The 23,115-nt window shown below is 53.6% G+C and carries 20 protein-coding genes and 1 tRNA gene; 13 read left to right on the forward strand and 8 right to left on the reverse strand.

Going from position 1 to position 23,115, the window contains the following annotated elements; translation table 11 throughout:
* Positions 1 to 2: 2 nt before the first annotated feature.
* Genes HV261_RS05975 through HV261_RS06000 form a run of 6 tightly spaced genes read right to left on the reverse strand, consistent with a single transcriptional unit; the run spans position 3 to position 10,091 of the window.
* Positions 3 to 1,874, reverse strand: a complete 1,872-nt coding sequence (locus HV261_RS05975; protein ID WP_059444742.1) for a site-specific DNA-methyltransferase — start codon at positions 1,872 to 1,874, stop codon at positions 3 to 5.
* Positions 1,875 to 1,933: 59 nt separating this feature from the next.
* Complete coding sequence (locus HV261_RS05980; protein ID WP_049015593.1) at positions 1,934 to 3,343, reverse strand: DUF2130 domain-containing protein; 1,410 nt, start codon at positions 3,341 to 3,343, stop codon at positions 1,934 to 1,936.
* 2 nt (positions 3,344 to 3,345) lie between these two features.
* Positions 3,346 to 5,226: an ATP-dependent nuclease gene (locus HV261_RS05985; RefSeq protein ID WP_059444743.1), complete on the reverse strand. Its 1,881-nt coding sequence runs from the start codon at positions 5,224 to 5,226 to the stop codon at positions 3,346 to 3,348.
* Positions 5,227 to 5,260: 34 nt separating this feature from the next.
* Positions 5,261 to 5,950 (reverse strand): DUF4391 domain-containing protein, encoded by a 690-nt coding sequence (locus HV261_RS05990; protein ID WP_202037714.1) that lies wholly within the window; start codon positions 5,948 to 5,950, stop codon positions 5,261 to 5,263.
* Complete coding sequence (locus HV261_RS05995; protein ID WP_202037715.1) at positions 5,947 to 9,225, reverse strand: helicase-related protein; 3,279 nt, start codon at positions 9,223 to 9,225, stop codon at positions 5,947 to 5,949. Before HV261_RS05995 ends, HV261_RS05990 begins: the two co-directional genes overlap by 4 nt.
* Positions 9,225 to 10,091, reverse strand: a complete 867-nt coding sequence (locus tag HV261_RS06000) for a helix-turn-helix transcriptional regulator (protein WP_472974272.1) — start codon at positions 10,089 to 10,091, stop codon at positions 9,225 to 9,227. The genes HV261_RS05995 and HV261_RS06000 overlap by 1 nt, the downstream gene beginning before the upstream one ends.
* A 468-nt stretch (positions 10,092 to 10,559) precedes the next feature.
* Here HV261_RS06000 and HV261_RS06005 point away from each other — a divergent pair, with 468 nt between their 5' ends.
* From HV261_RS06005 to HV261_RS06060, 12 genes are all read left to right on the forward strand, one after another.
* Positions 10,560 to 11,423, forward strand: a complete 864-nt coding sequence (locus HV261_RS06005) for a GTPase family protein (RefSeq protein WP_202037716.1) — start codon at positions 10,560 to 10,562, stop codon at positions 11,421 to 11,423.
* Positions 11,424 to 11,514: 91 nt separating this feature from the next.
* On the forward strand, positions 11,515 to 12,342 hold the full coding sequence (locus HV261_RS06010) for a DUF932 domain-containing protein (RefSeq protein ID WP_049015603.1): 828 nt from the start codon (positions 11,515 to 11,517) through the stop codon (positions 12,340 to 12,342).
* A 226-nt stretch (positions 12,343 to 12,568) separates the two neighbouring features.
* Complete coding sequence (locus HV261_RS06015) at positions 12,569 to 13,252, forward strand: helix-turn-helix transcriptional regulator (RefSeq protein WP_045888219.1); 684 nt, start codon at positions 12,569 to 12,571, stop codon at positions 13,250 to 13,252.
* 70 nt (positions 13,253 to 13,322) lie between these two features.
* Positions 13,323 to 16,475 carry an AIDA repeat-containing protein gene (locus HV261_RS06020; RefSeq protein WP_049015608.1) on the forward strand — a complete coding sequence of 1,051 codons (3,153 nt, stop codon included), beginning with the start codon at positions 13,323 to 13,325 and terminating at the stop codon, positions 16,473 to 16,475.
* A gap of 189 nt (positions 16,476 to 16,664) precedes the next feature.
* Positions 16,665 to 17,129 (forward strand): antirestriction protein, encoded by a 465-nt coding sequence (locus HV261_RS06025; protein ID WP_025798997.1) that lies wholly within the window; start codon positions 16,665 to 16,667, stop codon positions 17,127 to 17,129.
* 11 nt (positions 17,130 to 17,140) lie between these two features.
* Complete coding sequence (locus tag HV261_RS06030) at positions 17,141 to 17,620, forward strand: RadC family protein (RefSeq protein WP_025798999.1); 480 nt, start codon at positions 17,141 to 17,143, stop codon at positions 17,618 to 17,620.
* A 13-nt stretch (positions 17,621 to 17,633) separates the two neighbouring features.
* Positions 17,634 to 17,855, forward strand: a complete 222-nt coding sequence (locus HV261_RS06035; protein ID WP_045888217.1) for a DUF987 domain-containing protein — start codon at positions 17,634 to 17,636, stop codon at positions 17,853 to 17,855.
* A gap of 23 nt (positions 17,856 to 17,878) precedes the next feature.
* Positions 17,879 to 18,238 (forward strand): type IV toxin-antitoxin system YeeU family antitoxin, encoded by a 360-nt coding sequence (locus tag HV261_RS06040; RefSeq protein WP_025799001.1) that lies wholly within the window; start codon positions 17,879 to 17,881, stop codon positions 18,236 to 18,238.
* Positions 18,239 to 18,287: 49 nt separating this feature from the next.
* Positions 18,288 to 18,665: a TA system toxin CbtA family protein gene (locus tag HV261_RS06045; RefSeq protein ID WP_025799003.1), complete on the forward strand. Its 378-nt coding sequence runs from the start codon at positions 18,288 to 18,290 to the stop codon at positions 18,663 to 18,665.
* On the forward strand, positions 18,662 to 19,153 hold the full coding sequence (locus HV261_RS06050) for a DUF5983 family protein (RefSeq protein WP_045888216.1): 492 nt from the start codon (positions 18,662 to 18,664) through the stop codon (positions 19,151 to 19,153). Before HV261_RS06045 ends, HV261_RS06050 begins: the two co-directional genes overlap by 4 nt.
* Before the next feature lie 28 nt (positions 19,154 to 19,181).
* Positions 19,182 to 19,385, forward strand: a complete 204-nt coding sequence (locus HV261_RS06055; protein WP_025799007.1) for a DUF957 domain-containing protein — start codon at positions 19,182 to 19,184, stop codon at positions 19,383 to 19,385.
* Positions 19,386 to 19,466: 81 nt separating this feature from the next.
* Positions 19,467 to 20,312 (forward strand): DUF4942 domain-containing protein, encoded by an 846-nt coding sequence (locus HV261_RS06060; protein WP_025799009.1) that lies wholly within the window; start codon positions 19,467 to 19,469, stop codon positions 20,310 to 20,312.
* A gap of 102 nt (positions 20,313 to 20,414) precedes the next feature.
* Here HV261_RS06060 and HV261_RS06065 read toward each other — a convergent pair.
* Positions 20,415 to 20,490: transfer RNA gene (locus HV261_RS06065), tRNA-Ile, on the reverse strand.
* A 124-nt stretch (positions 20,491 to 20,614) separates the two neighbouring features.
* Here HV261_RS06065 and mug point away from each other — a divergent pair.
* On the forward strand, positions 20,615 to 21,121 hold the full coding sequence (mug, locus tag HV261_RS06070; RefSeq protein WP_202037717.1) for a G/U mismatch-specific DNA glycosylase: 507 nt from the start codon (positions 20,615 to 20,617) through the stop codon (positions 21,119 to 21,121).
* Between the two features lie 94 nt (positions 21,122 to 21,215).
* On the opposite strand, the gene rpoD is transcribed toward mug, so the two are convergent.
* Positions 21,216 to 23,063, reverse strand: coding sequence for an RNA polymerase sigma factor RpoD (gene rpoD, locus HV261_RS06075; RefSeq protein ID WP_202037718.1), 1,848 nt, complete (start codon positions 23,061 to 23,063; stop codon positions 21,216 to 21,218).
* Positions 23,064 to 23,115: the final 52 nt, after the last annotated feature.

Below are 23,115 nucleotides of genomic sequence, written 5' to 3' on the forward strand. Positions count from 1 at the left end.
CCTCAGATACATTTCACTTCGGTGACGGGCGACAAGAGCTTGAAAATCTGCTCAACGTTGATCTTGACCGCGCTGTTCTTGTAGCCCGCGTCGCGGAACACCACACGCAGTGGCTGACGCTTGGCCAGTTCCTTCACAAAGGCTTCGTCAATGCTGCCACTGGCGTCGAAGCAGGCGGCAAGCACATTCCCATCGACAAAGAACACGTCCTTACCTTGAATGGACTGCTTGGCAATGGGCAACGCCAGATCGACACCCCAATCCAGCATTACCTGGAACAGCAGGTCCTCAGGTGTGCGGTCAGGCTTGATGTTGTCGACGAACAGATCAAACTTAGATTTGTCGAGAGAGTCAGGCGTGTAGTAAACATCGGCCATATTGGATGCGTCGATCTTAAGGACACGGAAGCCAACATCGTGGCGTTTGCCTTCATTGATTTGCCGGCCAGCACGGCGAATCCTCTCTTTGCTGATTTCGGCGATCGTCTTGTATCCAGCTTTGAATGCTTCTGAACTCTCGTCGCATGGTTCAGGTACCTGAACCATGATGAAATGACGATTGCCACCATCTTCTGCATTAAGCTTCATCACGGCATGAGCAGTCGTGGACGAACCAGCAAAAAAATCAAGAATCAGGTCGGATTTTCCAGTGGCTATTTTCAAGCAGCGTTCAATTAACTCTACCGGCTTAGGGGTATCGAATACTTTTTTTCCGAATAGCCCCTTAATGGTGAGACTTGCCTTTTTGTTGCCCTCAATTCCTTCCCAAAGATTAGACGGTTGCTTGAGCCGTCCCTCGAGATAGAACTTCTGATAGGGTTTCCAGCCTTCACTGCTTTGCTTCCACTCGATCCTGTTTTGCTTAACTAAGTCCCAGTATGAGTCTTCACCACAGCGCCACCTACTCTCATAACCAGTAGGCCCAATAGGAAAAACGACTGTCCCATCAGGAGCTTTGATTCCGAAGTGCATGGTTGGTCGATCTTCTCTGCGATCTTCACCACCGGTTTTTCGAAGAGTTCTGTTTAGGTATTTTCCACCGTCATCTTCTTGGTCATAAATTTTTTCATCTTCGCTTGAGAATGGGAGACCCAGAATCGCGCTCTCCGACGACTTCGCGTACACGAGGATATAGTCGATTTCGTTAACGAGTATGTTATATCCCTGTCCACTCGGAGTTCCTGTAGGACGAGAAACGACCCCTCTACAGTTTTCTGCACCAAATATTTCGTCACAAACCTCTTTCAGATTGGACAGCTCATTCTCATCAATGCTGATAAAAATTAGGCCGGTATCCGCAAGGAGATTGCGAGCAAGTCGCAAACGAGAGTACATCATGCTAAGCCAATCTGAATGGAATCGGCCATTGGATGCGGTGTTTGCTACCAATCGGTTTCCTGAGTCATCGACTTGATTAGACTGAAGCAAAAATTTCCCCGTATCCACGGCAAAATCATCGTCATAGATGAAATCATTACCCGTGTTGTACGGCGGGTCGATGTAAATCATCTTGACCTTGCCGAGGTAGGTCTCCTGCAGAAGCTTCAGCGCATCGAGGTTGTCGCCCTCGATGAACAGGTTCTTCGTCCTATCGAAGTCCACGCTTTCTTCGCAACTGGGGCGTAGCGTCTTGGCAATCGGCGCGTTAGCCGCAAGCAAGGCTTCGCGCTTACCCGGCCAGTTCAGGTGATAGCGTTCCTGTGGTCCCTCGACAATCGAATCGGCCAGTTCCTGCCGTAATTGGTCAAAATCTACCGCCAACTTCACGGTGCCGTCCTCGCCCTTGGCTTCGGTGACGCAGCCAGGAAACAGATCGTGAATGCGGGCGATGTTGTCCTGCGTGAGATTTGGTGAATGCATTTTTAGCTTTTCCATGTTCTTTTCCTCTGGACGTCGCACTGTTGCGCGGCGTCCTAATTCTTTCTGGGCTGGTTTTATTCGGCGTCAGAATTGTTTTGGTGTTTGAGCTCGGCAAATTTGGCAGCCATCGTTGGGTTGCCGCGCGTGAGTCGCTTGACCGTCAGGTCTTCGGCTTTATCGTTGGCAAGCCGTAGATTGTTGGCGGACTTGTGCAGGGCTTCTTTGGTCTTTTCAAGGTCCTTGATGGCTTCGTCGATGCGCTTGACCGCTTCTTCAAACCCATCTGAAGCCAAACGCCAGTTGCGACCGAATGCGGTCTTGAAGTCATCGAGCTGGGTTTCAAATTGGGTGATGTCGATGTTCTGCGCCTTCACCAGCGCCAACTCGGACTTGTATTGAAGTGACTTCATCGCCGCATTGCGTAGCAGCGTGATGATGGGGATGAAGAACTGCGGCCGGACGACGTACATCTTCGGGTAGCGGTGAAACACGTCAACGATCCCAGCGTTGTAAAGCTCACTGTCGGGCTCCAGCAGGGATACTAGCACGGCGTATTCGCAACCTTTTTCGGTGCGGTCCTTGTCGAGCTCCTTGAAGAAGTCTTCGTTTTTCTTCTTGGTGGCTGTTTCGTCACCTTCGTTCTTCATCTCGAACATGATCGAGACGATCTCGGTGCCTGTATCATCCATGTCCCGGAAGATGTAGTCGCCCTTGCTGCCGGTGCGCACGTCGTTGTCTTTTTCGAAGTAGGCCTTTGGGAATGCGGTCGCCCGGAGACGGTTAAACTCAATCTCGCAATGCTGCTCCAGGGTTTCCCCAATCATCTTGGTCGACAGCCGTGCCTTCATGTCCCGCAGACGTACGATCTCACCATCGCGATCCTTGAGCTGTGTTTCGTATTTATCCTTGAGCGCAGTCTCGGCAAGTTGCTTTTCCAGCGCAGCTCGATCTAGTCCGCTCTTGAGTTCGTCACGCTCCTTCGCCACCACGCTCACCGCTTCGGTGAGCGCGAGCTTTTGCGCCACTTCGCCCGCTGCAAGCTTGGCCTGCAGACGCTGAATCTCCGCATCCTTGGTGGCCTCGGCTTGCTGTAGCTCACTTAATCGCTTCGCCTCGGCCAGTTGAGCTTTAGTTTCATTCTCTTGCTTTGCTTTTTCCAGCGCGTTCGCCAGCGCATCGCGATCTTTTTCTACCGCGCTCAGCGCCTCACTGACAGCAAGCTTTTGCGCCACCTCTCCTGCATCCAGCCTAGCCTTTAATGCCTGGATTTCGGCATCCTTTGCAGAAGCAGCCTTCTGCAATTCGCTGGTAACCTTGGCTTGAGCCAGCTCGACCGCGTTTTGCTTGTCCCTTTCGGCCAGCTCAAGGCGTTCATGTAGCTGCTTCTCAAAGTCAGCATCGCGAACCTGTTTAAGAATGTCTGCGTAACCAGCTTCATCAATCTTGAAAGCCTTGCCGCAATGGGGGCAGATGATTTCATGCATAGTCATTTTCCTTCAACCTTGGCCAAAATTTGCTGGAGCATCTCTGGCACCGCCCCTGCGGATTTGAGTGTCGCCGTGCGGTATGCGAGTTGATTCTTCGAGAGACGGATACCTGTGGCAACCTCGATTTCACTGCAGGCGGCTAGCCACTCAGGCCAGTTGGCTATGAGAAATGATTCCAGATGGTCTTCAAAAATGGCGACTGTGTCGCCGACGACAGCCTCCGGAAAATCCGCTTCAGCAATGCCGAAGTATTTCAGAGTTGTCCGGTTTTCTCGGGCGTTTTTTGCAAGTTCTTCATCGATCTTGTTTTGCTGTTTTCCTTTGGCTTTTGCTCGTGCCGCACATGCTCTGTCAGCATCGAAAAGCGCATAAACCGGGATACCGAGTGCGGACAGGATGGCATGGACAAGAGGGATCGACGTCTTGCCTCCGACTGGGACAATGGAAATGCCAGCGGCTTCAAGCGCACCAAGAGACATTTTGTCGCCTATACCGTGGAACACCGATGACTCGGTGGTACCCTCCACAAGAAAAGCGCGATGGGCAAAGAGGGCTACAGCCAGTTGATCTGAAACGATGCCATCTAACTGACGTTCGACAACATCAGCGTTCACTATCTGGTGCAGTCTGGTCTTCACATCATCAACGGAGGCAAAGTGGATAGCCACAGTCGGAGTCTCTCCAGATGATCGCGTCAATCTCCTGACTTGATCAAAATGGCGGGCCTCAAGGAAATAAGGGCTGTGCGTAGCATACGTCACCTGGATACACTTGTCGGGGTCTTCGACAAGTGAGCGGAGCACTTTTGCAAACGCCTGTGCCTGAATCGGGTGCTGAAAGAGTTCTGGCTCCTCGATTGCTAAGCAGATGACCCCGTCGGCTGATGCAGAGCCGGACTGTGCCAAGAGCTGGAGCGCCGAGATCAAAATCGTCCGCTGAAAACCATGCCCCTGTCGCTCTACCGCTGTTTCGGTTGTGCCATCGAGCACGGCTACTTCGAACGTGGTCTTGGGGGCTTTGAGCTCCACCTCTGCCGGAGAAACAGTGACTGCCCGACCCGGTGAATAGGATGCAACAACCGCGTTAAGCTGAGTCGTCATGACATCAAGTTGTGCTTTGAATTTCTCGTCGTACACCTTTTGCTGTTGTGTTCGTGATTCCTCGACGATCTTAGCAATCTCTTCATCAGCTGAAGCACGATCAACCGAACGCTCAAGAATGCGTCCAATGATACTCGACTTTCCGTCGATTGATTCTTCACTTGCGCGAAGGTCTGCAGTCACCAGCACGAAATCGAAAAGGCCGCTCATCTTGCCGCCACTGTTGAAACCGAAAAAGTTTGTCTGCAATGATTCGGGGGCGTCTACGAGTAGTTCTGTATGTGATGCTTCCCAAGTAGTCATTGCCTGCTCAATGGCTGTACCGGTAGTGGCTGTAGGAAGCTCCAGCTCTGGGCGACTAGTTCTGAGATTGGTATAAAGCTCCCTCTTCGCCGCTACGCCATTTGCAGTTTTGATTGCGTTGAACTCTGGGAATCCCTTTGCGTTTGCAGAGAGCACATCGGTGCCATCAGACGAAAGGCGCTTCCATGCCGTGAATGTGGCAGCGCCCTCTGGAGTGTACCTACCAAGTGCCTCCCGATCCTTTTCGGTGAGATCTGCGAACGTAACTTGCACCTCAATGTCTTCATTAGCCTCTCCAAAAGAGCAGTCTTTCTCTGTCAATGAGCCGGGCTTGCCGTTGAAGAACCAATCGAGTGCATGTAGCACAGTCGACTTGCCAGCGCCGTTCGGCCCTATGAATGTCGTAACGGAGTCGAAGGGAATCGTGACGTCTTTGAGTGCACGGAAGTTCTTGATGCGAACGGATTGAATTTTCATTTCAGTTTTATTCCCTTACACCTGTTGTGATCTATCAATGTTTGAGCTTTTCCAATTCAATTTTCAATATCCGCAGTTTGGCGTTGATCTCTACCTTGCGGTTGAATTGTTTTTCTTTGGCAAGTCTGCTGGCGGCTTTTTCAACCTCACGCTGCTTGGCTGCAATCAGTTCGACACGTGCGACCAAGTCCACGAGACTTTCTTGTGGGCGCGCAGGGGTGGGGATCAGGCGGTGAAGCATAAGCTCATACAAGCCGCCCAAGTCGAGAGCTAAGGGCATGGCGGCGCGCTCATAGTCACTCGGCAACCAGGCTGTCGTAAAGTAGTCACTCATGACCCAACGGCTGGCGTCTGACTCATTCGGTCGTTTGTATGCAGCGATCACCTTTGTTCGGCCATTAAAGCTCAGCTCGAAGATGATGGGAAACTGCACCGCGCCATCTATGCAACGCAAAACATCCAGATTCAGCTCCGATGTCTTGAGCTGGATTGAGAAAATCTGAAGCTCAGGCACTCCCGGCCTGGCGGGCAGATTGATCGTTTCCGGGGCCAACTTATATTGCCAGACGATCTGCTCTACTTGCTCGACGAACAAGTCCTTCAGCCTTGTATTGGCGCCGCTGTGTTCGTAGATCTTATTCTTTGGCAGGGTACGACCAAAGACAGCCTGCTTCGGATAGTAGATGAACGCGGTATTCGACCCAAATCGCGCAGACTGACTCATCCGGCCTCCTGAATCACGAGGAAGGTAATCAGTTCGAAGTCGTCTAGCCCGACGATAGTATTGACCAACGCGGTGGTCTTTCCGCCGCAGAAGAGGCTGTCCAGATCCTTCTCTTCCTTCACCTCGATCATTGAGCGGATGGCCTTGCCAAGCAGGTCCGAATACATCTGCATCTTGCGGCCATCGGCCGTTTCCTTATTGAACAGGAGACAGGCATCTGTAATAGGCTGGGCTTGTCCCTTGCAGCAGGAGCGAACCAGATCCAGCAAACGTTTGACTTCGGTGTAATCGTGAATGACTTCCCCCTCGCGATTAATGTAGACGAGGTAATAAGGGTGCAGGCGGTTGTGCTGACTGACGTTGACGCTTGGATTCCGGTTGCGTAGCGTGAAGATCACACCCGGGCGTAGGCCCATCTCCGGCTTGGCAGGCACTACGGCGTGCATCCCGCTTGGCACGTTGCTCAATTCGCCATTGACCTTCACATAGTTGAGCAAGTCCATTCGGAAGTCATTGAGCCCGAGATCAGTAATCGACACTCCGGTTTTCAGGTCTTCCAGCTCAATCACTTCCTCTTGCAAACGTCGCAATTGCTCTTTGCGATAAGACACATCGTTGGCTTGGGCGCTCAGCACATTGTCGTCACCGGTGGCTGTGACATCGGCAATCATCATTCGGCTCTCAACCCGTTCCTTCAGGTTGATGTATTCGTCGAGCGAGATGTCTGGCCAGTAGTTAACCAGTTGGATGCTGCTGTTGGGTGAGCCGATGCGATCCACACGGCCGAAGCGCTGGATGATGCGCACGGGATTCCAGTGGATGTCGTAGTTGATGAGGTAGTCGCAGTCCTGCAGGTTCTGACCTTCAGAGATACAATCGGTGCCGATCAACACATCTATCTCTGCCTCCTCATTTGGCAGCACGATGGCTTTCTCCTTCGAGTGCGGCGAGAAGAGGGTAAGCAGTTCCTGGAAGTCATAGCTCTTCTTGAGCGTGCTCTTCGGTGCCCCTTTGCCGGTGACTTTTGCACTGTGCAAGGTCTGTGTAGCCAGCAATTCCTGAGCCAAATTGGCATACAGATAGTCAGCGGTGTCGGCGAAGGCGGTGAAGATCAGCACCTTCTTGTTGCCGGGATTCAAAGGTGCTGCGATCTTCTCCAGAACCAGTGTCTTGAGATGCTGCAGTTTGGCATCATCGGCAGCCGTGATCTTGTTCATCGACGTCAGCAAAGCATCAATGATTTCCAGATCGACCTTCAGCTCGTGCTCCCAAGAAGGCAAGTCCATATCGGCGAGGCTGATTTTGACCTTGCCTCCGATCTCACTGTCGCCATTGATTGGCAGGTCGTCGTCCGCGTCGAGGTTTTCTAACTGGTCGGTGAGGTCATTGATTCTGCTGTCAATGCCACTGAGGCCGCCAGTCTCATTGAAAGTGCTGATCTTGCCTAGTGTATTCGTGTGGTTCGCACGCAGGGACTTGAGCGTCAAGCGGAAAGACTCAATCGAGCTTTCCAGGCGCTTGAGCAGGTTGGTCGTCATCAATGCCTGCAGGCTCTTTTCTCGGTCGACTTGTTTAAGCTTGCCTTTCCCTGCAACCTGAGTGTCATACATTTCCTCGTACTTCTTGAGCCGACTGGGCAGGATGTAGCTGATCGGCGCGTAAACAGCGAGCTTGAGTAACGACAGCTGCTCGAAAATTTCGTTGAAGCTCATCACATCCGTTCGCTGCGTGAGCGGGCTATGGAACGACAAGGGTTTGCGGCGCTCAGGGAATTGGCCGATTTCCTTGGTATCATAGAAGGTCTGAATATGCTTGCGCGAACGTGCGATGGTGACGCTGTCGAGCAATTCGAAGAAGTCGAAATCCAACGAATCCAGGATGGCCCGCGCTGTGCGCTCTTCCGATGGAAGCTTTGCCCACGCATTGAAGCTGGCCTGTGCACTACGGAAAATGTCCTCTACCGTCTTGCCGGTGAGCAGCTTCTTGCTGAGGTTTTCGGAGTCGCCTTCGTAGGCCAGTGCCAGTTGGTTGCGCAGGTCGTTGAAGCGGTTGTTCACCGGGGTGGCCGAAAGCATCAATACCTTGGTTTTCACTCCCTCCTTGATAACCTTGTTCATCAGCTTCTGGTAGCGGGTTTCCTTGTCCTTATAGGCGTCATTGTTGCGGAAGTTGTGCGACTCGTCGATGACGACAAGGTCGTAGTTGCCCCAGTTGATACGATTCAGCGGTGTGCCGAACGACTCACCGCTCGTACGGCTGAGGTCGGTATGACAAAGCACGTCGTAGTTGAACCGGTCGCGAGCAAATATGTTGGTCTTGAGGTTGCGGCTGTAGTTCAGCCAGTTGTCCGCCAGCTTCTTAGGGCATAAAACCAAAACTGACTTGTTGCGCAGTTCGTAATACTTTACCACGGCCAGCGCGGTAAAAGTCTTTCCCAAACCCACGCTGTCGGCCAAGATGCAGCCGCTGTAGCTTTCAAGTTTGTTGATGATCCCGGTAGCAGCATCTTTCTGGTAATTGAAGAGTTTGTTCCAGATGAGCGTGTCTTGATAGCCCGTGCGGTCGTTCGGCAGGACATCCTCGTTGATGTCGTCCAGAAACTCATTGAAGATATTGTAGAGCATCAGGAAGTAGATGCTCTCTGGCGAGTTTTCCTGGTAGACGGATGCAATTTGATCGCAGATCTGCGCCGTTACATCCTCCAGCTTCTCGGGGTCCTGCCAGATCTGGTTAAACAGACTGAGGTAGGTCGCCGTAAATGTCGGCTCGTCCATCTTGTTGACGAAGTTGGAGACAGCGTTGCCCTGCTGGTAGCCGAGATCGACGGCGGTAAAGCCGTGCAGTGGCATGTAGGCAGTATCTGCGGCAGCAGCCTGAATGCAAGTAAACTGCTGCATCGGTGCCTTGCTGCGATTGGACTTGAATGTTGCCTTGCGCCGCATCCAGTCCGCGCACTCTTTTGCAATTGCGCGCTGGGTCAGTTTGTTACGCAACTGAATTTCGAACTCACTCCCGTACAAGCTCCGTTCGCGGTCAGCCTTCGGTATGTGGAATTCTCTGCGTTCCTTGCGAATCTTGTCGGTAACCTCGTTAGCGGTAAACGTCGGCGAGGTAAAGATGAATTGCAGCTCGTCGATTTTTTCCAGCTCTGCTTTGAGCGCTTCGAACGCGTACATCGAAAAGCAGGAAGCGGCGATCTTCAGGCGAGCACCAGGTTTGAGCGTCTGCTTTAGGTCGTCTCCGAGCAGGCGGTTGATATTGTCGATCAGTTCCATTAATAGTCAGCCTTCTTAGTGGCGCTATAGCCTGGTGCCAGTAAGGCATTTTTTACGCCGTAAATTGCGAGATGATCTTTGAGCCATAACCGGTACTCCGGTCCACGAAGGCAATGATCGGGTGAGCAGTCTACCCGCCAGCGCTGCAACATATAGCCCACCACCGCAGCGCGAACGCGCATTCTGATCGAACCATCTGTCATCCCGTAGTCCATCTTGATAATATCGGGCCGCTCAACGCTCGGGTGCGGCACTAAATCGAGCTCGACGATGCGCGTCCACTGGATGTCGTTATCCTGCCGTTCGTTGTCCTGTGGCTCCTCGTCGAGCAATGTTGGTACTTCGATGCGGGTGACGACGAAATCCCGAAACTCTCTACTCTTGCGATCAAAGGCCCGGACGTGCCAGCGCAGGCCGGTATCAACCAAGGCAAAGGGCACAATTACCCGCTCGGACTCGCCGCCGCTCATCGAGTGGTAGCGGATGGCGACAGGTCGCTTGGCGTGGATGGCTCGGCAAATCGCTGCTAACACATCCATCTTGGGGATGCACAGGGCTGCGGGGGATTCACATGGTAGCAGCGCCTGCATTGAGCCGTTCACGCCATCGCCAAAGCCGAAAGCTAGCGCAGACAGAACACGCTGCGATACGTGTTTGAACAACGGGGAAAACGCCTGCCCGATGCGATAGATCTTGTTGCTACCATCGAAGGTGATGTTATGCGGCACGATTTCCCGGTACAAAGCCAAATCGCGTGTCGCCCCTGCTGGAGCCACGCCGAAGCGCTCAATCAGATCTGGGCGACCGATCTCACCGAAGAAGTAGAGCCGAAAATCGATGTAGGCCAGCCGCTCTCGCTGGGCCACACTCAAGTCCTCAAGCCGCTTAGAAGGGGAGCTAGGCATAAATCATCACTATAGGGAAAAAATGATATTTAATACGGTAATCCATAAAGTGCCAAGATTATAATCAAATTGATGACAATCAGCATTAATACTTATGTAACAGCAAGAATTTATGTCTTGAATGTAGGCAGTCATCGTATGGGTTGATGTTTCTATACCGTTAAATTGATGCCATCCAACTATAAAACCTTGCTGCCCAAGGCCCTATAGCCCCCTCAGGCAATTTGCCCTTATCCACTATTTTGGTATTGGGATGAGGGATACCAGAATAACCTAACGACTCAGGGACCGGGATCACAGGCGGCTGTGGCTCGTCGCTTACCTTAATTCAAATTATTTTCAGATAGATATCATTCTTCTGAACATACCCGATTAACGGCAGAATCTCACGATTCTGCCGTTTTTGTATTATTTTTCAGAGGAGTAGTAATGAACAATTCTGAAGGTTTGAAGTCGTTTCACCAATCGCTTTCTGGTCTGCCACAGTGGGCATCAGAGCGGATTCTGCAGCAAATAAACCAGTTAACCGACTACGAGCCAGTGATCGGCATTCTGGGTAAAACCGGCGCGGGAAAGAGTAGCCTTTGCAATGCCTTGTTTGTCGGCGAAGTATCGCCGGTCAGCGATGTGGCGGCCTGCACCCGTGAACCTTTACGCTTTCGTCTGCTGGTTGGCGACCGCCATATGACGCTGGTGGACCTGCCCGGTGTGGGCGAAAGTGGCGCTCGCGATAACGAATATGCTGCGCTGTATCGCGAACAGCTTCCCCGGCTTGACCTGGTGCTGTGGCTGATTAAGGCCGATGACCGGGCGCTGGCAGTGGATGAACACTTTTATCATCAAGTGATTGGGGAGGCATACCGGCATAAGGTGCTGTTTGTTATCAGCCAGTCGGATAAGGTCGAGCCCACCAGCGGTGGGGGGCCATTGTCCAAAGAGCAGAAGCAGAATATCAGCCGTAAAATCTGTCTGCTGCATGAGCTGTTCCAGCCCGTACATCCAGTGTGTGCCGTGTCGGTCCGTCTTCAGTGGGGGCTTAAGGTGATGGCCGAGCGAATGATTAAGTGCCTGCCACGTGAGGCCACCAGCCCGGTGGTGTCGCAACTCCAGCCTTCCTTTCGCACGACGGTAGTCCGGGAACAGGCGCGTAGCGATTTTGGTGAAACCGTCGGTGCTGTACTCGATAGCATCAGTGCCTTTCCCCTGATACCCGCCCCGGTGCGGGCCGTCATTCAGGCCGTGCGCACCACCGTGGTGTCAGTGGCCCGTGCCGTCTGGGATTTCTTCTTCTGAGTATTTAACCCATCCCTGTTATTTCCCTAACCCTGTCGCCGATGCGACGGGGATTTCTTTTATTTGTTTTCCCATTATGAGGAGTCTGCTTATGACCCGTCTGGCTTCGCGCTTTGGCGCAGCAAACCTTATCCGTCGCGACCGCCCGTTAACCCGTGAGGAGCTGTTTCGCGTGGTGCCCAGTGTGTTCAGCGAGGACAAACATGAATCCCGCAGTGAGCGTTATACCTATATACCTACCATCTCCCTGCTCGACAGCTTACAGCGAGAAGGCTTCCAGCCATTCTTTGCCTGTCAGACCCGGGTACGTGACCCGGGTCGTCGTGAACATACGAAACACATGCTGCGCCTTCGTCGGGAGGGGCAGATTACCGGTAAGCAGGTGCCGGAAATCATTTTGCTGAATTCACATGATGGCACCAGTTCGTACCAGATGTTGCCGGGACTATTTCGCGCAGTTTGTCAGAACGGGCTCGTCTGTGGTGAGTCGTTTGGCGAGGTGCGGGTGCCGCACAAGGGGGACGTGGTGAGTCAGGTAATTGAAGGCGCGTATGAGGTACTGGGCATTTTTGACCGTGTGGAGGAGAAGCGGGATGCGATGCAGTCGTTGCTGTTGCAGCCTCCTGCGCAACAGGCACTGGCACAGGCTGCACTGACGTACCGGTTCGGGGAGGACCACCAGCCGGTTGCGCCGTCACAGGTGCTCTCCCCGCGCCGCTGGCAGGATGAGAGTAACGACCTGTGGACCACGTACCAGCGTATTCAGGAGAACCTGATTAAGGGCGGTCTCAGTGGGCGTAACGCCAAAGGAGGACGGTCACATACCCGTGCCGTTCGTGGTATTGACGGGGACGTGAAACTTAACCGGGCACTATGGGTGATGGCGGAAGCCCTGCTCAGTGGTTTTCAGCCTGCGTGAGTTCACACTTTGCATCAAATAACATTACAGCAATGTTAATAAATGACACTTCCTGTCATTTCTGGCGGGGATTTTTGCTGGTTAATTCACCGGAAAATGGCGCAGGCCTGACAGATACAGGCTTCAGGCCTTCCTCAAAATAGCCGCTCCCGCAGACATATCCTGTCAACCCCCTCCTTTAAAATCGCATGCCTTTCAACCGGTTAACCTTCACGGAGAATACATCATGCCACTGGCAGAGCGCCGCTACGACAGACTGGCGGTCAGGCTGTCGCTGATTATCAGCCGCCTCGTGGCGGGTGAAACGCTGAACATGCAAAAGCTCGCGACCGAGTTTGATGTGTCAGTCCGCACCCTTTACAGGGATTTTCGTGAGCGGCTGATTTATCTGGACCTCGAATGTCATCAGGGCTGCTATCGCCTGCGGTCAGGGGCCGGGCCGCAGGGCGAGCTGGATGTCCTGACTTTTGCCCACCGTACCGGCATCGCCGGTCTCTTTCCGGGGCTGGACCGTCGGCTGGTGAACTTGCTGTTAAACTGCGAGGGTGCTCCCTGCCTGACCGGAGATGCTGTTTCTGCGGGCTCGCCCGCGACCCCGCTGTCCTTTTACCGGCTGGTACAGGCCATTACCACTTGCCAGCGTGTCACGCTGCTGGCTGACGGAAAACGATGCGAAAGATTGTCCCCTTATCGGCTGATTGCGCAGCAGGGCCACTGGTACCTGATTGCGGAGCACAACGACCATCCGGCGGTATTTGCGCTCGGTGATATTCACCTTGTGCAGCCCCTTACCGAGAGTTTCAGACGTAACGAGCGCCTTTACCGTCTGACGGAAGATTTAAGTTTTATCCGGGCACTGCCGCATTTTGGTGTTGTCCTGCAGTCGCTTAACAGCCTGTCTTCACCCTGAGTTTTACTGGTCTGCATCCGTCTGGCGGGTGCGGGCCTTTTTATTATTTACACACAACAAGGTACTAATGATGAAGCGAAACCTGAACACCAGCTACCGGCTGGTATGGAACGAGGTTCTGGGAGCATTTGTTGTTGTCTCAGAGCTGGCAAAAGCCAAAGGAAAGCGCAGTACTGCCGTTCTGGCGCTGGCGGTTGCCGGACTGGTGGCAAGTCCTGCCGCACTGGCTGACGATGCGCCGGGAAACACCCGTACGGTAGCGGCCGGTGAGGTAGTCAATGGTGCGGTGATCGGCAATCACGACTCACAGATCGTTTTCGGTAAGACAAACAACACAGTCATCAACACAGGCCTGGAGTTCGGTGCTGATAATGATGACAACAGCGGTGGTCAGTGGGTACAGACGGGGGGCGTGGCAAACCAGACCACCATTAATAATAGCGGGCTGCAGGGTGTACTGGCTGGCGGCAGCGCCACAGACACCACAGTCAACAGCGGTGGTGGTCAGAGCGTGCATGGTCAAGCTTCAGATACCACGCTTGACGGTGGTACACAGTGGGTACACAGCGGCGGTATTACCTCCGGCACGATCATTAATAAAGACGGGGCTCAGCTGGTAAAAGCTGGAGCGCAGGCTACCGGTAGTGTGGTGAATACCGGAGCACAGGGTGGTCCCGATGCAGAGAACAACGACGGGCAGTGGGTTGCCGGTACCGCAACTGATACCACCATTAATAACGATGGTCGGCAGACTATTGCGACAGGAGGCCTTGCCACCGGCACAGTGATTAAAGCGGGCGGCGACCAGAGTGTGCACGGTTCGGCAAATACGACCCGCCTGGATGGCGGTTATCAGTACGTGCATGCCGGTGCATCTGCAAGTGACACGGTAATCAATGCGGGCGGCTGGCAGGTGGTGAAAAGCGGTGCGACAGCCGACAACACCACAGTTAATGCGGACGGTAAACTGCAGGTGGGTGCCGGAGGCAACGCCACGAACGTTACCCAGAATGCCGGGGGCGCGCTGGTGACGAACACCAGTGCCACCGTCTCCGGGACCAACAGTCTGGGTAACTTCAGTGTTGATGCCGCGAATGCCAGTGCCACTAATGTGCTACTGGAAAATGGCGGGCGTCTTGATGTACTGGGCAACGGCAGCGCCGATACCACTACGGTCAATCAGGGCGGTATTCTGGCTGTAGCGACCGGTGGTAAGGCGCAGAACATCGTGATGCATGACGGCGGTGTGCTAATTGCCGATACCGGCGCAACGGTCAGTGGAACGAACACCTCCGGCGCATTCGGCATTGACGGTGCAACCGGTAAGGCCAGTAACCTGCGTCTTGATAACGGCAGTCAGTTCACTGTACTGGGTAATGGCAGTGCGGATAACACCACCGTCGGGGCTGGCAGTACGCTGAACGTGGCACAGGGTGGAACGCTCACCGGCACCACCTCATTTGGCGACGGTGCATCGCTGACGGGGAGCGCCACCAACAGCGGACAACTGCATTTCAGCACGGGTAACGGACAGGGTGCGGCCATCAGCGGTTCGGTAAGCGGTGAGGGGCAGCTACTCAAGGACGGTGACGGCACCCTGACGGTCAGCAACGGCACGCTGTCCCAGTCACAGGTAAACCTGAATCAGGGTACGCTGGCGCTGAACAATGCCATCATCAACAGCGACATCATTGCGCAGTCCGGTACGCAGGTCCGCCTGACCGGCAACTCGGTGCTGAACGGGGCGATTGACCCGACTGACGTCACCCTCGACAGCGGTGCCAGCTGGAATATTCAGCGTGGTGCAGCGGTGAAATCGGTGCTCGACAACCTGGACAATGCCGGAACCATCAGTTTTGCACCCGCACAGGCAAACAGTCCGTTTGTCCCTGAAACCCTGACGGTGACGAATCTCACGGGCCGTAGCGGCACCATGAATCTGTCCATTCGTCTTGATGACCCGACCTTCCCGACCGATATGCTGGTCATTGACGGCGGGCAGGCAACCGGTAAAACCTGGCTGAACTTCACCAATACCGGTGATGCAGGGCTGGGCCTGGCGACAACTGGCAACGGTATCAAAGTGGTGGATGCGATTAACGGGGCCACCACCGAAGCCGGAGCCTTTGCGCTGGGCCGCAAACTGCAGGCCGGGGCGTACAACTACACCCTGAGCCACGGTAGTGCCGATGAAAACTGGTATCTCTCCAGCGAAGCCGGCTACCGTGCCGAAGTGGCACTGTACTCATCTTTGTTTGCCCAGAGCATGGATTATGACCGTGCGCTGGCCGGGACATACAGCCAGCGCAGCAGTGCGGTGAATGACCAGGGATTCTGGGGGCGTATTCAGGGCGGGCATACCGGGCATGACGGTAACGGCGGCATTGCCCAGGGCGACACCCCGGAAAGCAGTGGCAGCTATGGCTTTATTCAGCTCGGCGGAGACCTGTTCAAACACGACACCGGTACGCTTTCGCTGACCAGTGGACTCTATGGCGCGGCAGGCCAGTCGTCGGTGGATGTGAAAAACGATGACCGCTCTGCGGCAGGCTCCGTGCGTGACACGGTGTACAGCCTCGGCGGGTATCTGACAGCCGTTCAGGATGCCAGCGGGCTGTGGGCCGATGTGGTGGCACAGGGCTCCCGTCACAGCCTGAAGGCAAGCTCAGCGGATAACCGTTTTGAAACTGACGGCACCGGCTGGCTGGCCTCTGTGGAAACCGGTCTGCCGTTTAACATCAGTCAGGGACTGGTGCTGGAGCCACAGCTGCAGTACGTCTGGCAGGGCCTGTCTCTGGATAACGGGCATGACAACGGCGGTTACGTGAACTTTGGTGACGGTAGTGCGCAGCATGTCCGCGCCGGGCTTCGTTTCGGCAGTTCGTCTGAAATGGACTTCGGTCAGGGTACCTCCACGGTTGCGGGTTTGACTGACAGCATGAAGCACAGCACAAGCGAAATGCCGATGAACTGGTGGGTGCGTCCGTCGGTTATCCGCACTTTCAGTTCAGACGGCGATATGAGCATGGGCACTGCGACTGCAGGCAGCAATGTCAGCTTCACCCCGTCTCAGGATGGTACCTCGCTTGACCTGCAGGCGGGTATTGAAGCGCGTGTCCGCCAGAACGTGACGCTGGGTGTACAGGGCGGTTATACCCGCAGCGTCAGCGGCAACAGTGCTGCTGGCTACAACGGTCAGGCAACGCTGAAAGTCGCTTTCTGATAACGCATCTGTCCCATTTACGGGGCATCACATAACCACTCTAGGCCCCTGTTGTTCTCGCAGCAGGGGCCTTTTGCATTCAATCGCAACACCGTTTTCTCTCTTTAGACTCACCCGCTTTATCCCGATTTTTATCAACTACATCACGCCAGCCCCTAGCGGCTGGCTTTTCTATTACGGAGCAACTCCATGACCACACAAACTGATACAGCCCACTCGCCGATGAGTGATTCACACATGTCTACCCTCATTACGGCCAGCCTGGTACCCGATGAACAGCGCCTGGGTTTCTGGCCGCTGCACTTCGGGCGTATCCCGCAGTGGATTTTTATCGAGACCCGTATCTTTGGCTGGATGGACCGCTTCTGTGAAGACTACAGCGGCGGTATCTGGCATTTCCACATACTCAGCAACGGTGGCGCGTTTATGGCCCCCGAAGCTGACATTGATGAGAAATGGAGGCTGCTCAACAACATGAATGGCAATGGCGCAGAAATGAGTGCGGAAGCCGCAGGCATTGCCGTGTGTCTGATTGAGTACAGCCATCACGCCTGTCGTACGGAGTGCGATGCCATGACAGAGCATTATTTCCGACTGCGTGATTACGCCCTACAGCACCCTGAATCCCATGCCATTTTTGCCATCATTGATTAAGGAGTTTTGCTATGGAGAAACAACTGACTCTCTTTACACCGGAACTGCCATTGACCTCGCTGCGCACCATCAAACGAGCCCTGAGTCTGCTTGACCAGCACCTGCGCGAACCGGGTGTGGCGTTTACTTCCACGCAGGCTGCTCGCGACTGGCTCAGGCTGAAGATGGGAACCCTTGAGCGCGAAGAGTTTGTCGTGCTGTACCTCAATAACCAGAACCAGCTGCTTGCCCACGAAATGCTTTTTACCGGCACCCTCAGTCACACTGAAGTTCATCCCCGCGAGGTGGTGAAACGCGCCCTGTACTTTAACGCGGCAGCAGTGATATTTGCCCATAACCACCCATCCGGGGAGGTGAATCCAAGTCAGGCAGACAAAGCCATTACCCAGCGACTGGTACAGGCGTTGATGCTGGTGGAGATCCGGGTGCCCGACCACCTGATTGTCGGCGGCAGGCAGATATTCTCCTTCGCCGAACATGGTCTGCTGTGAGGGGGAAGGGTCAGTGAAAATCATCAGCAAGCGTCAGGCGATGGCGATATACCGCCAGCATCCTCAGTCCAGGTTGTTTCGCTTCTGTACCGGCAAATATAAGTGGTCCGGCAGTATCTGCCACTATGCCGGTCGGGAGGTACAGGACATCAACGGTGTGCTGGCCGTATTTGCTGAACGCCGTCAGGACCGTAACGGTCCCTATGTCGTATTGCGCAGCGTTACCCTGAATTAATTCACATTTAAGGAAGGCTAAAATTGTCGAATAAAATACCGCCTGTAAACCACAATATCGCCGAACCCTGGTGGGGGCTTAAACGCGATATCACACCCTGTTTTGGCGCTCGCCTGGTGCAGGAGGGCAACCGGCTGCACTATCTCGCCGACCGCGCCAGTATCACCGGGCAGTTCAGCGACGCGGATTTACGCCATCTGGACCAGGCATTTCCGCTGCTGCTCAAACAGCTTGAACTGATGCTCACCAGCGGTGAACTCAATCCCCGCCATCAGCACGGCGTCACGCTCTACGCAAAAGGGCTGACCTGCAACGCGGATACACTCGGCAGTTGCGGATATGTCTATATAGCGATTTACCCGACACCTGCAACAACAGAATAAACCTCCCGGCATTTTTGCTTCATTTAACTAACCAATAAAGGTTTCCATTATGCAAACACAACCTGTTCCCCCGACACAGGAGGCTTCACCACGCCCGTCACCAGTGGAGATCTGGCTCCGCCTTTTGAGTCACCTGCTGGACCGTCACTACGGTCTGACGTTAAACGACACGCCATTTTGCAATGATGGTGTGATCCAGGAGCATATCGACGCCGGTATCTCACTGTGCGACGCGGTGAATTTTATCGTGGAGAAATACGCCCTGATACGCACCGATCGTCACGGTTTCAGCGCAGAAACACAGTCCCCACTCATCAGCAGTATTGATATCCTTCGCGCCCGTAAGGCCTGTGGACTGATGGCACGCAATGGCTACAGACTGGTGACCGATATCACCACCGGCAAATACAGCGAGGTGACTCGATGAAACTCTCCATGACCGTGGAAGCCGATGCCGTCACTATGCAGGCCCTCAACATGGGGCGGATCGCTGTTGATATCGACGGTATTGAACTGGCCGACCTGATTGATGTGGTCTGTGATAACGGTTATTCGCTTCGCGTTGCTGACGAACCTGGGAGGCTGGTTGTGGAAGATCCACTCCCGTCGGCCGCCCGGCTGAACGGCATTCAGTGCAGTACCGCCCATATCTCCGAAGCTGACAACAACCTGCTGTTCACTCTTTCGCATCAGCATGAAGACTTTGGCGAAAGCGAATGGATTACGTACACCGGCTCCGGCTATTTGTTGCGTCTGGATGCGTGGTCGTTTCCGGTATTACGGCTTAAACATCTCGGTCTGTCGAAAGCCTGTCGTCGCCTGGTGGTGACCCTTATGCGTCACTACTCTGTTGGTATTGTTCACCTTGATGCCTTTGGTGAGGTATTGCCGGGCTTTGACATTTTCGACTGGTAATCCAACCTCAATCACCACAAGGTTTCACATGCCGGAATTAACCACCGAAGCGGCTCTCAACATTCTGATTGGCTGGCTGCAGGACAACATCGATTGTGGCAGCGAAATTATCTTCGATAACGACGAAGACAATACCGATTCAGCAGTGCTGTTACCCTGGATTGAACGTACGCTTCAGGACGTTCGCGATCTCCACCATCTTCAGCTTTTGCAACAGGCCAGTACAGATTAACCACCGAACCGTACTCATCACTTACTCATAAGCGCCAGCCCTCACCGGCTGGCGTTTTGCTTTATATAAAGGAAATGACTGATGTCAGAACTTACTCTCACCGGACCCGAAGTGTTAACCGGCCACACCGACATAATTTGCTCCACCAGCATTGAGCGCATCATCACCGGACGTAATGCCGCACTGGCGCAGATTGAAGCGCTCATTCAGCAACTCGACGATATCTCAATACTGACCCGCAGTATCGGGGGAAAAACCGCTCTGGACTGGGCTATGAAGCAGGACTTCCGCTGTGGCTGCTGGTTGATAGAAAAAAGAGAAACGGCGATGAAAGCCATTACACGCAATCTTGATCGCGGTATATGGCGGGATTTAATGAAAAAGTCGGGCATGCTTTCCATCATGGACGCACAGGCCCGTGATCAGTGGTACAACAGCCTGGAAAAGGAGGATATTCCGGTGGTCAGCGAAGCGAATATCCTGAGCACGTTTGAGCAACTGCATCTCAACAAAATAGATGTCTTCGAACGTGGGGTCATCAACGTCTTCAAAGGGCTATCGTGGGATTACAAAACCAATAGTCCCTGCAGCTTTGGTAAAAAGATCATCGTCAACAATCTGGTGGCGCATAGCCGCTGGGGCTTTAGCTTAAACTGGGGCTGGCGGCGGGATCAATTAGCGGACCTGGAACGAATGCTGTTTCTGCTTGATGGTAAACCGATACCCGACAACCGTGGCGATGTTACTACTCGATTGATGGAGCATATTCGGGACAACCCTTCGAAGGATATTTACGAAGATGATTTCTTCAGTATCCGTTACTTTCAGAAGGGAACAGTACACATCACTTTTAAACGGATCGACCTGACAGAAAAGATGAATGATATCGTGGCGAAGCACTATCCGGGGATGCTGGCAGCGAGATGAAGAGGGCAGGGAGGTAATTCCTTACCTGACCCATTACCTGACCCGATTCGTATAAAACGAAAAAGGAGTCAGACGATTTCTCATCTAACTCCTTGTTTTATTTGGTGGCCCCTACTGGACTTGAACCAGTGACCAAGCGATTATGAGTCGCCTGCTCTAACCACTGAGCTAAGGGGCCGTGGCGGTGGATTATAAAGTAACTCCGCGTTGCAATCCAGACATAAGCGTACGGATGCTGTTTTTATAAACAATGTATTTTCAGTTCGTTATACTTGTCCCTTGATGTATTGTTCGGAGTAATTATGGTTAAGGACATACTGGCGTCGGGGTTGCGGGTGGTGTTTTGCGGCATCAATCCGGGGCTGTCTTCCGCAGGAACAGGATTCCCCTTTGCACACCCCGCTAATCGCTTCTGGAAGGTCATCCATCAGGCGGGATTTACCGAACGCCAGCTAAAGCCGGAAGAGGCGCAACACCTACTGGATTTCCGCTGCGGCGTCACCAAATTCGTCGACAGGCCAACGGTGCAAGCCAATGAAGTGAAGCTACAGGAGATGCGTAGCGGTGGCCGTAAGCTCATCGAGAAGATAGAAGAGTTCCAACCCGCAGCGCTCGCAATCCTCGGGAAACAGGCATTTGAGCAGGGGCTCAGTCAACGTGGCGCGCAGTGGGGGAAACAGACGCTGACGATTGGTGCGACGCAGATTTGGGTATTGCCGAACCCCAGTGGGTTAAGCCGGATCACGCTGGATAAACTGGTGGAGGCGTATCGGGAAGTGAATGTGGTGTTGAAGGCGCGTGGCCTGTAGCCCGGCCAAGCGTAGCGCCGCCGGGGAATGCTTCGATTAACAGGCGAAAAAAAAGCTCCCATCAGGGAGCTTTTTCACGTTTTAAACCTGAAGATTAATCGTCCAGGAAGCTACGCAGCACTTCAGAACGGCTCGGGTGGCGCAGTTTACGCAATGCCTTCGCTTCAATCTGACGGATACGTTCGCGGGTAACGTCGAACTGTTTACCGACTTCTTCCAGCGTGTGGTCGGTGTTCATATCGATACCGAAACGCATACGCAGGACTTTCGCTTCACGAGCGGTCAGGCCAGCCAGCACGTCGTGCGTTGCGGCACGCAGGCTCTCGGTAGTCGCAGAGTCCAGCGGCAGCTCGAGGGTGGTATCCTCGATGAAATCACCCAGATGCGAATCTTCATCATCGCCGATCGGCGTTTCCATGGAGATAGGCTCTTTCGCGATCTTCAGCACTTTACGGATCTTGTCTTCCGGCATCAGCATACGTTCAGCCAGTTCTTCTGGCGTCGGCTCGCGACCCATCTCTTGCAGCATCTGGCGGGAGATACGGTTGAGCTTGTTGATGGTCTCAATCATATGTACCGGGATACGGATGGTACGCGCCTGATCCGCGATCGAACGGGTGATCGCCTGACGGATCCACCAGGTTGCATAGGTGGAGAACTTGTAACCACGACGGTATTCAAACTTATCTACCGCTTTCATCAGACCGATGTTGCCTTCCTGAATCAGATCCAGGAACTGCAGGCCACGGTTGGTGTATTTCTTAGCGATAGAGATAACCAGACGTAAGTTCGCTTCAACCATCTCTTTTTTCGCACGGCGGGCTTTCGCTTCACCGATGGACATACGACGGTTGATGTCTTTAACCTGCTCGATGGTCAGGCCGGTTTCTTCTTCAATTTGACGCAGTTTCTGCAGGCCGCGGTGAACATCATCTGCCACATCGTGCAGTTTTTCAGACCACGGTTTGTTCATCGCGATTGCCGCGTTGAACCAGGTTTCGCTGGTTTCATTGCCGGTGAACAGAGTGATGAAGTTTTTCTTCGGCATTTTGCACTGCTCAACGCAGAGCTTCATGATCAGACGTTCCTGAGTACGCACGCGGTCCATCATGACGCGCATGCTGTTGACCAGGTAGTCGAACTGTTTTGGCACCAGGCGGAACTGCTTGAATACTTCAGACAGCTTCTGAATTTCTTCCTGCGCGGCTGCATGGCTGCGGCCTTTCGCTTTGATAGTGTCGCGGGTGATTTCGTACTGGGTACGCAGTTCACCGAATTTTTCACGCGCTAACTCAGGGTCGATGCTGTTGTCGTCGTCGCTGCTGTCGTCGTCGCCGTCTTCTTCATCTTCGTCTTCGTCATCATCCATCTCTTCCTGAGAAAGTTCAGATCCGACGTGGGTCGCGGTTGGCGCCATGTCTTCTTCTGCGTTCGGATCGACAAAGCCGGTGATCAGATCGGAAAGACGTGCTTCTTCAGCTTCTACACGATCGTACTGCTCAAGCAGGTAGGTGATGGCTTCCGGGTATTCGGCAACGGAGCATTGAACCTGGTTAATCCCGTCTTCGATGCGTTTAGCGATGTCGATTTCGCCTTCACGGGTTAACAGTTCAACGGTACCCATTTCACGCATGTACATGCGGACCGGGTCAGTTGTACGGCCGATTTCGGACTCAACGCTGGACAGAACCTGGGCAGCCGCTTCTTCCGCGTCTTCATCGGTGCTGTTGGAGGTTTCAGCAAGCAGCAGATCATCGGCATCCGGTGCTTCTTCCATCACCTGAATACCCATGTCATTGATCATTTGGATGATGTCTTCGATTTGATCTGAATCGACGATATCTTCCGGCAGATGGTCATTGACCTCGGCATAGGTCAGATAGCCTTGCTCCTTACCACGTTGGACAAGAAGCTTCAGCTGTGACTGCGGGTTTTGCTCCATAAGACGGTATCCACACTTAATTCGTTTGATTGGTGTTGGGCGGTAAAACCGC

The sequence above is a fragment of the Citrobacter sp. RHBSTW-00671 genome (genome assembly GCF_014103415.1).
GTDB lineage: Bacteria > Pseudomonadota > Gammaproteobacteria > Enterobacterales > Enterobacteriaceae > Citrobacter.

Bases quoted from the DNA above. Each gene is read 5' to 3' on its own strand.
- HV261_RS06015 (WP_045888219.1), top strand. From the start codon at position 12,569: ATGCCACTGGCAGAGCGCCGCTACGACAGACTGGCGGTCAGGCTGTCG.
- HV261_RS06030 (WP_025798999.1), top strand. From the start codon at position 17,141: ATGGAGAAACAACTGACTCTCTTTACACCGGAACTGCCATTGACCTCG.
- HV261_RS05985 (WP_059444743.1), bottom strand. From the start codon at position 5,226: ATGAAAATTCAATCCGTTCGCATCAAGAACTTCCGTGCACTCAAAGAC.
- HV261_RS06060 (WP_025799009.1), top strand. From the start codon at position 19,467: ATGTCAGAACTTACTCTCACCGGACCCGAAGTGTTAACCGGCCACACC.
- HV261_RS06025 (WP_025798997.1), top strand. From the start codon at position 16,665: ATGACCACACAAACTGATACAGCCCACTCGCCGATGAGTGATTCACAC.
- HV261_RS05980 (WP_049015593.1), bottom strand. From the start codon at position 3,343: ATGCATGAAATCATCTGCCCCCATTGCGGCAAGGCTTTCAAGATTGAT.
- HV261_RS05995 (WP_202037715.1), bottom strand. From the start codon at position 9,225: ATGGAACTGATCGACAATATCAACCGCCTGCTCGGAGACGACCTAAAG.
- HV261_RS06020 (WP_049015608.1), top strand. From the start codon at position 13,323: ATGAAGCGAAACCTGAACACCAGCTACCGGCTGGTATGGAACGAGGTT.
- rpoD (WP_202037718.1), bottom strand. From the start codon at position 23,063: ATGGAGCAAAACCCGCAGTCACAGCTGAAGCTTCTTGTCCAACGTGGT.
- HV261_RS06055 (WP_025799007.1), top strand. From the start codon at position 19,182: ATGCCGGAATTAACCACCGAAGCGGCTCTCAACATTCTGATTGGCTGG.
- HV261_RS05975 (WP_059444742.1), bottom strand. From the start codon at position 1,874: ATGGAAAAGCTAAAAATGCATTCACCAAATCTCACGCAGGACAACATC.
- HV261_RS06005 (WP_202037716.1), top strand. From the start codon at position 10,560: ATGAACAATTCTGAAGGTTTGAAGTCGTTTCACCAATCGCTTTCTGGT.
- HV261_RS06050 (WP_045888216.1), top strand. From the start codon at position 18,662: ATGAAACTCTCCATGACCGTGGAAGCCGATGCCGTCACTATGCAGGCC.
- mug (WP_202037717.1), top strand. From the start codon at position 20,615: ATGGTTAAGGACATACTGGCGTCGGGGTTGCGGGTGGTGTTTTGCGGC.
- HV261_RS06010 (WP_049015603.1), top strand. From the start codon at position 11,515: ATGACCCGTCTGGCTTCGCGCTTTGGCGCAGCAAACCTTATCCGTCGC.
- HV261_RS06045 (WP_025799003.1), top strand. From the start codon at position 18,288: ATGCAAACACAACCTGTTCCCCCGACACAGGAGGCTTCACCACGCCCG.
- HV261_RS05990 (WP_202037714.1), bottom strand. From the start codon at position 5,950: ATGAGTCAGTCTGCGCGATTTGGGTCGAATACCGCGTTCATCTACTAT.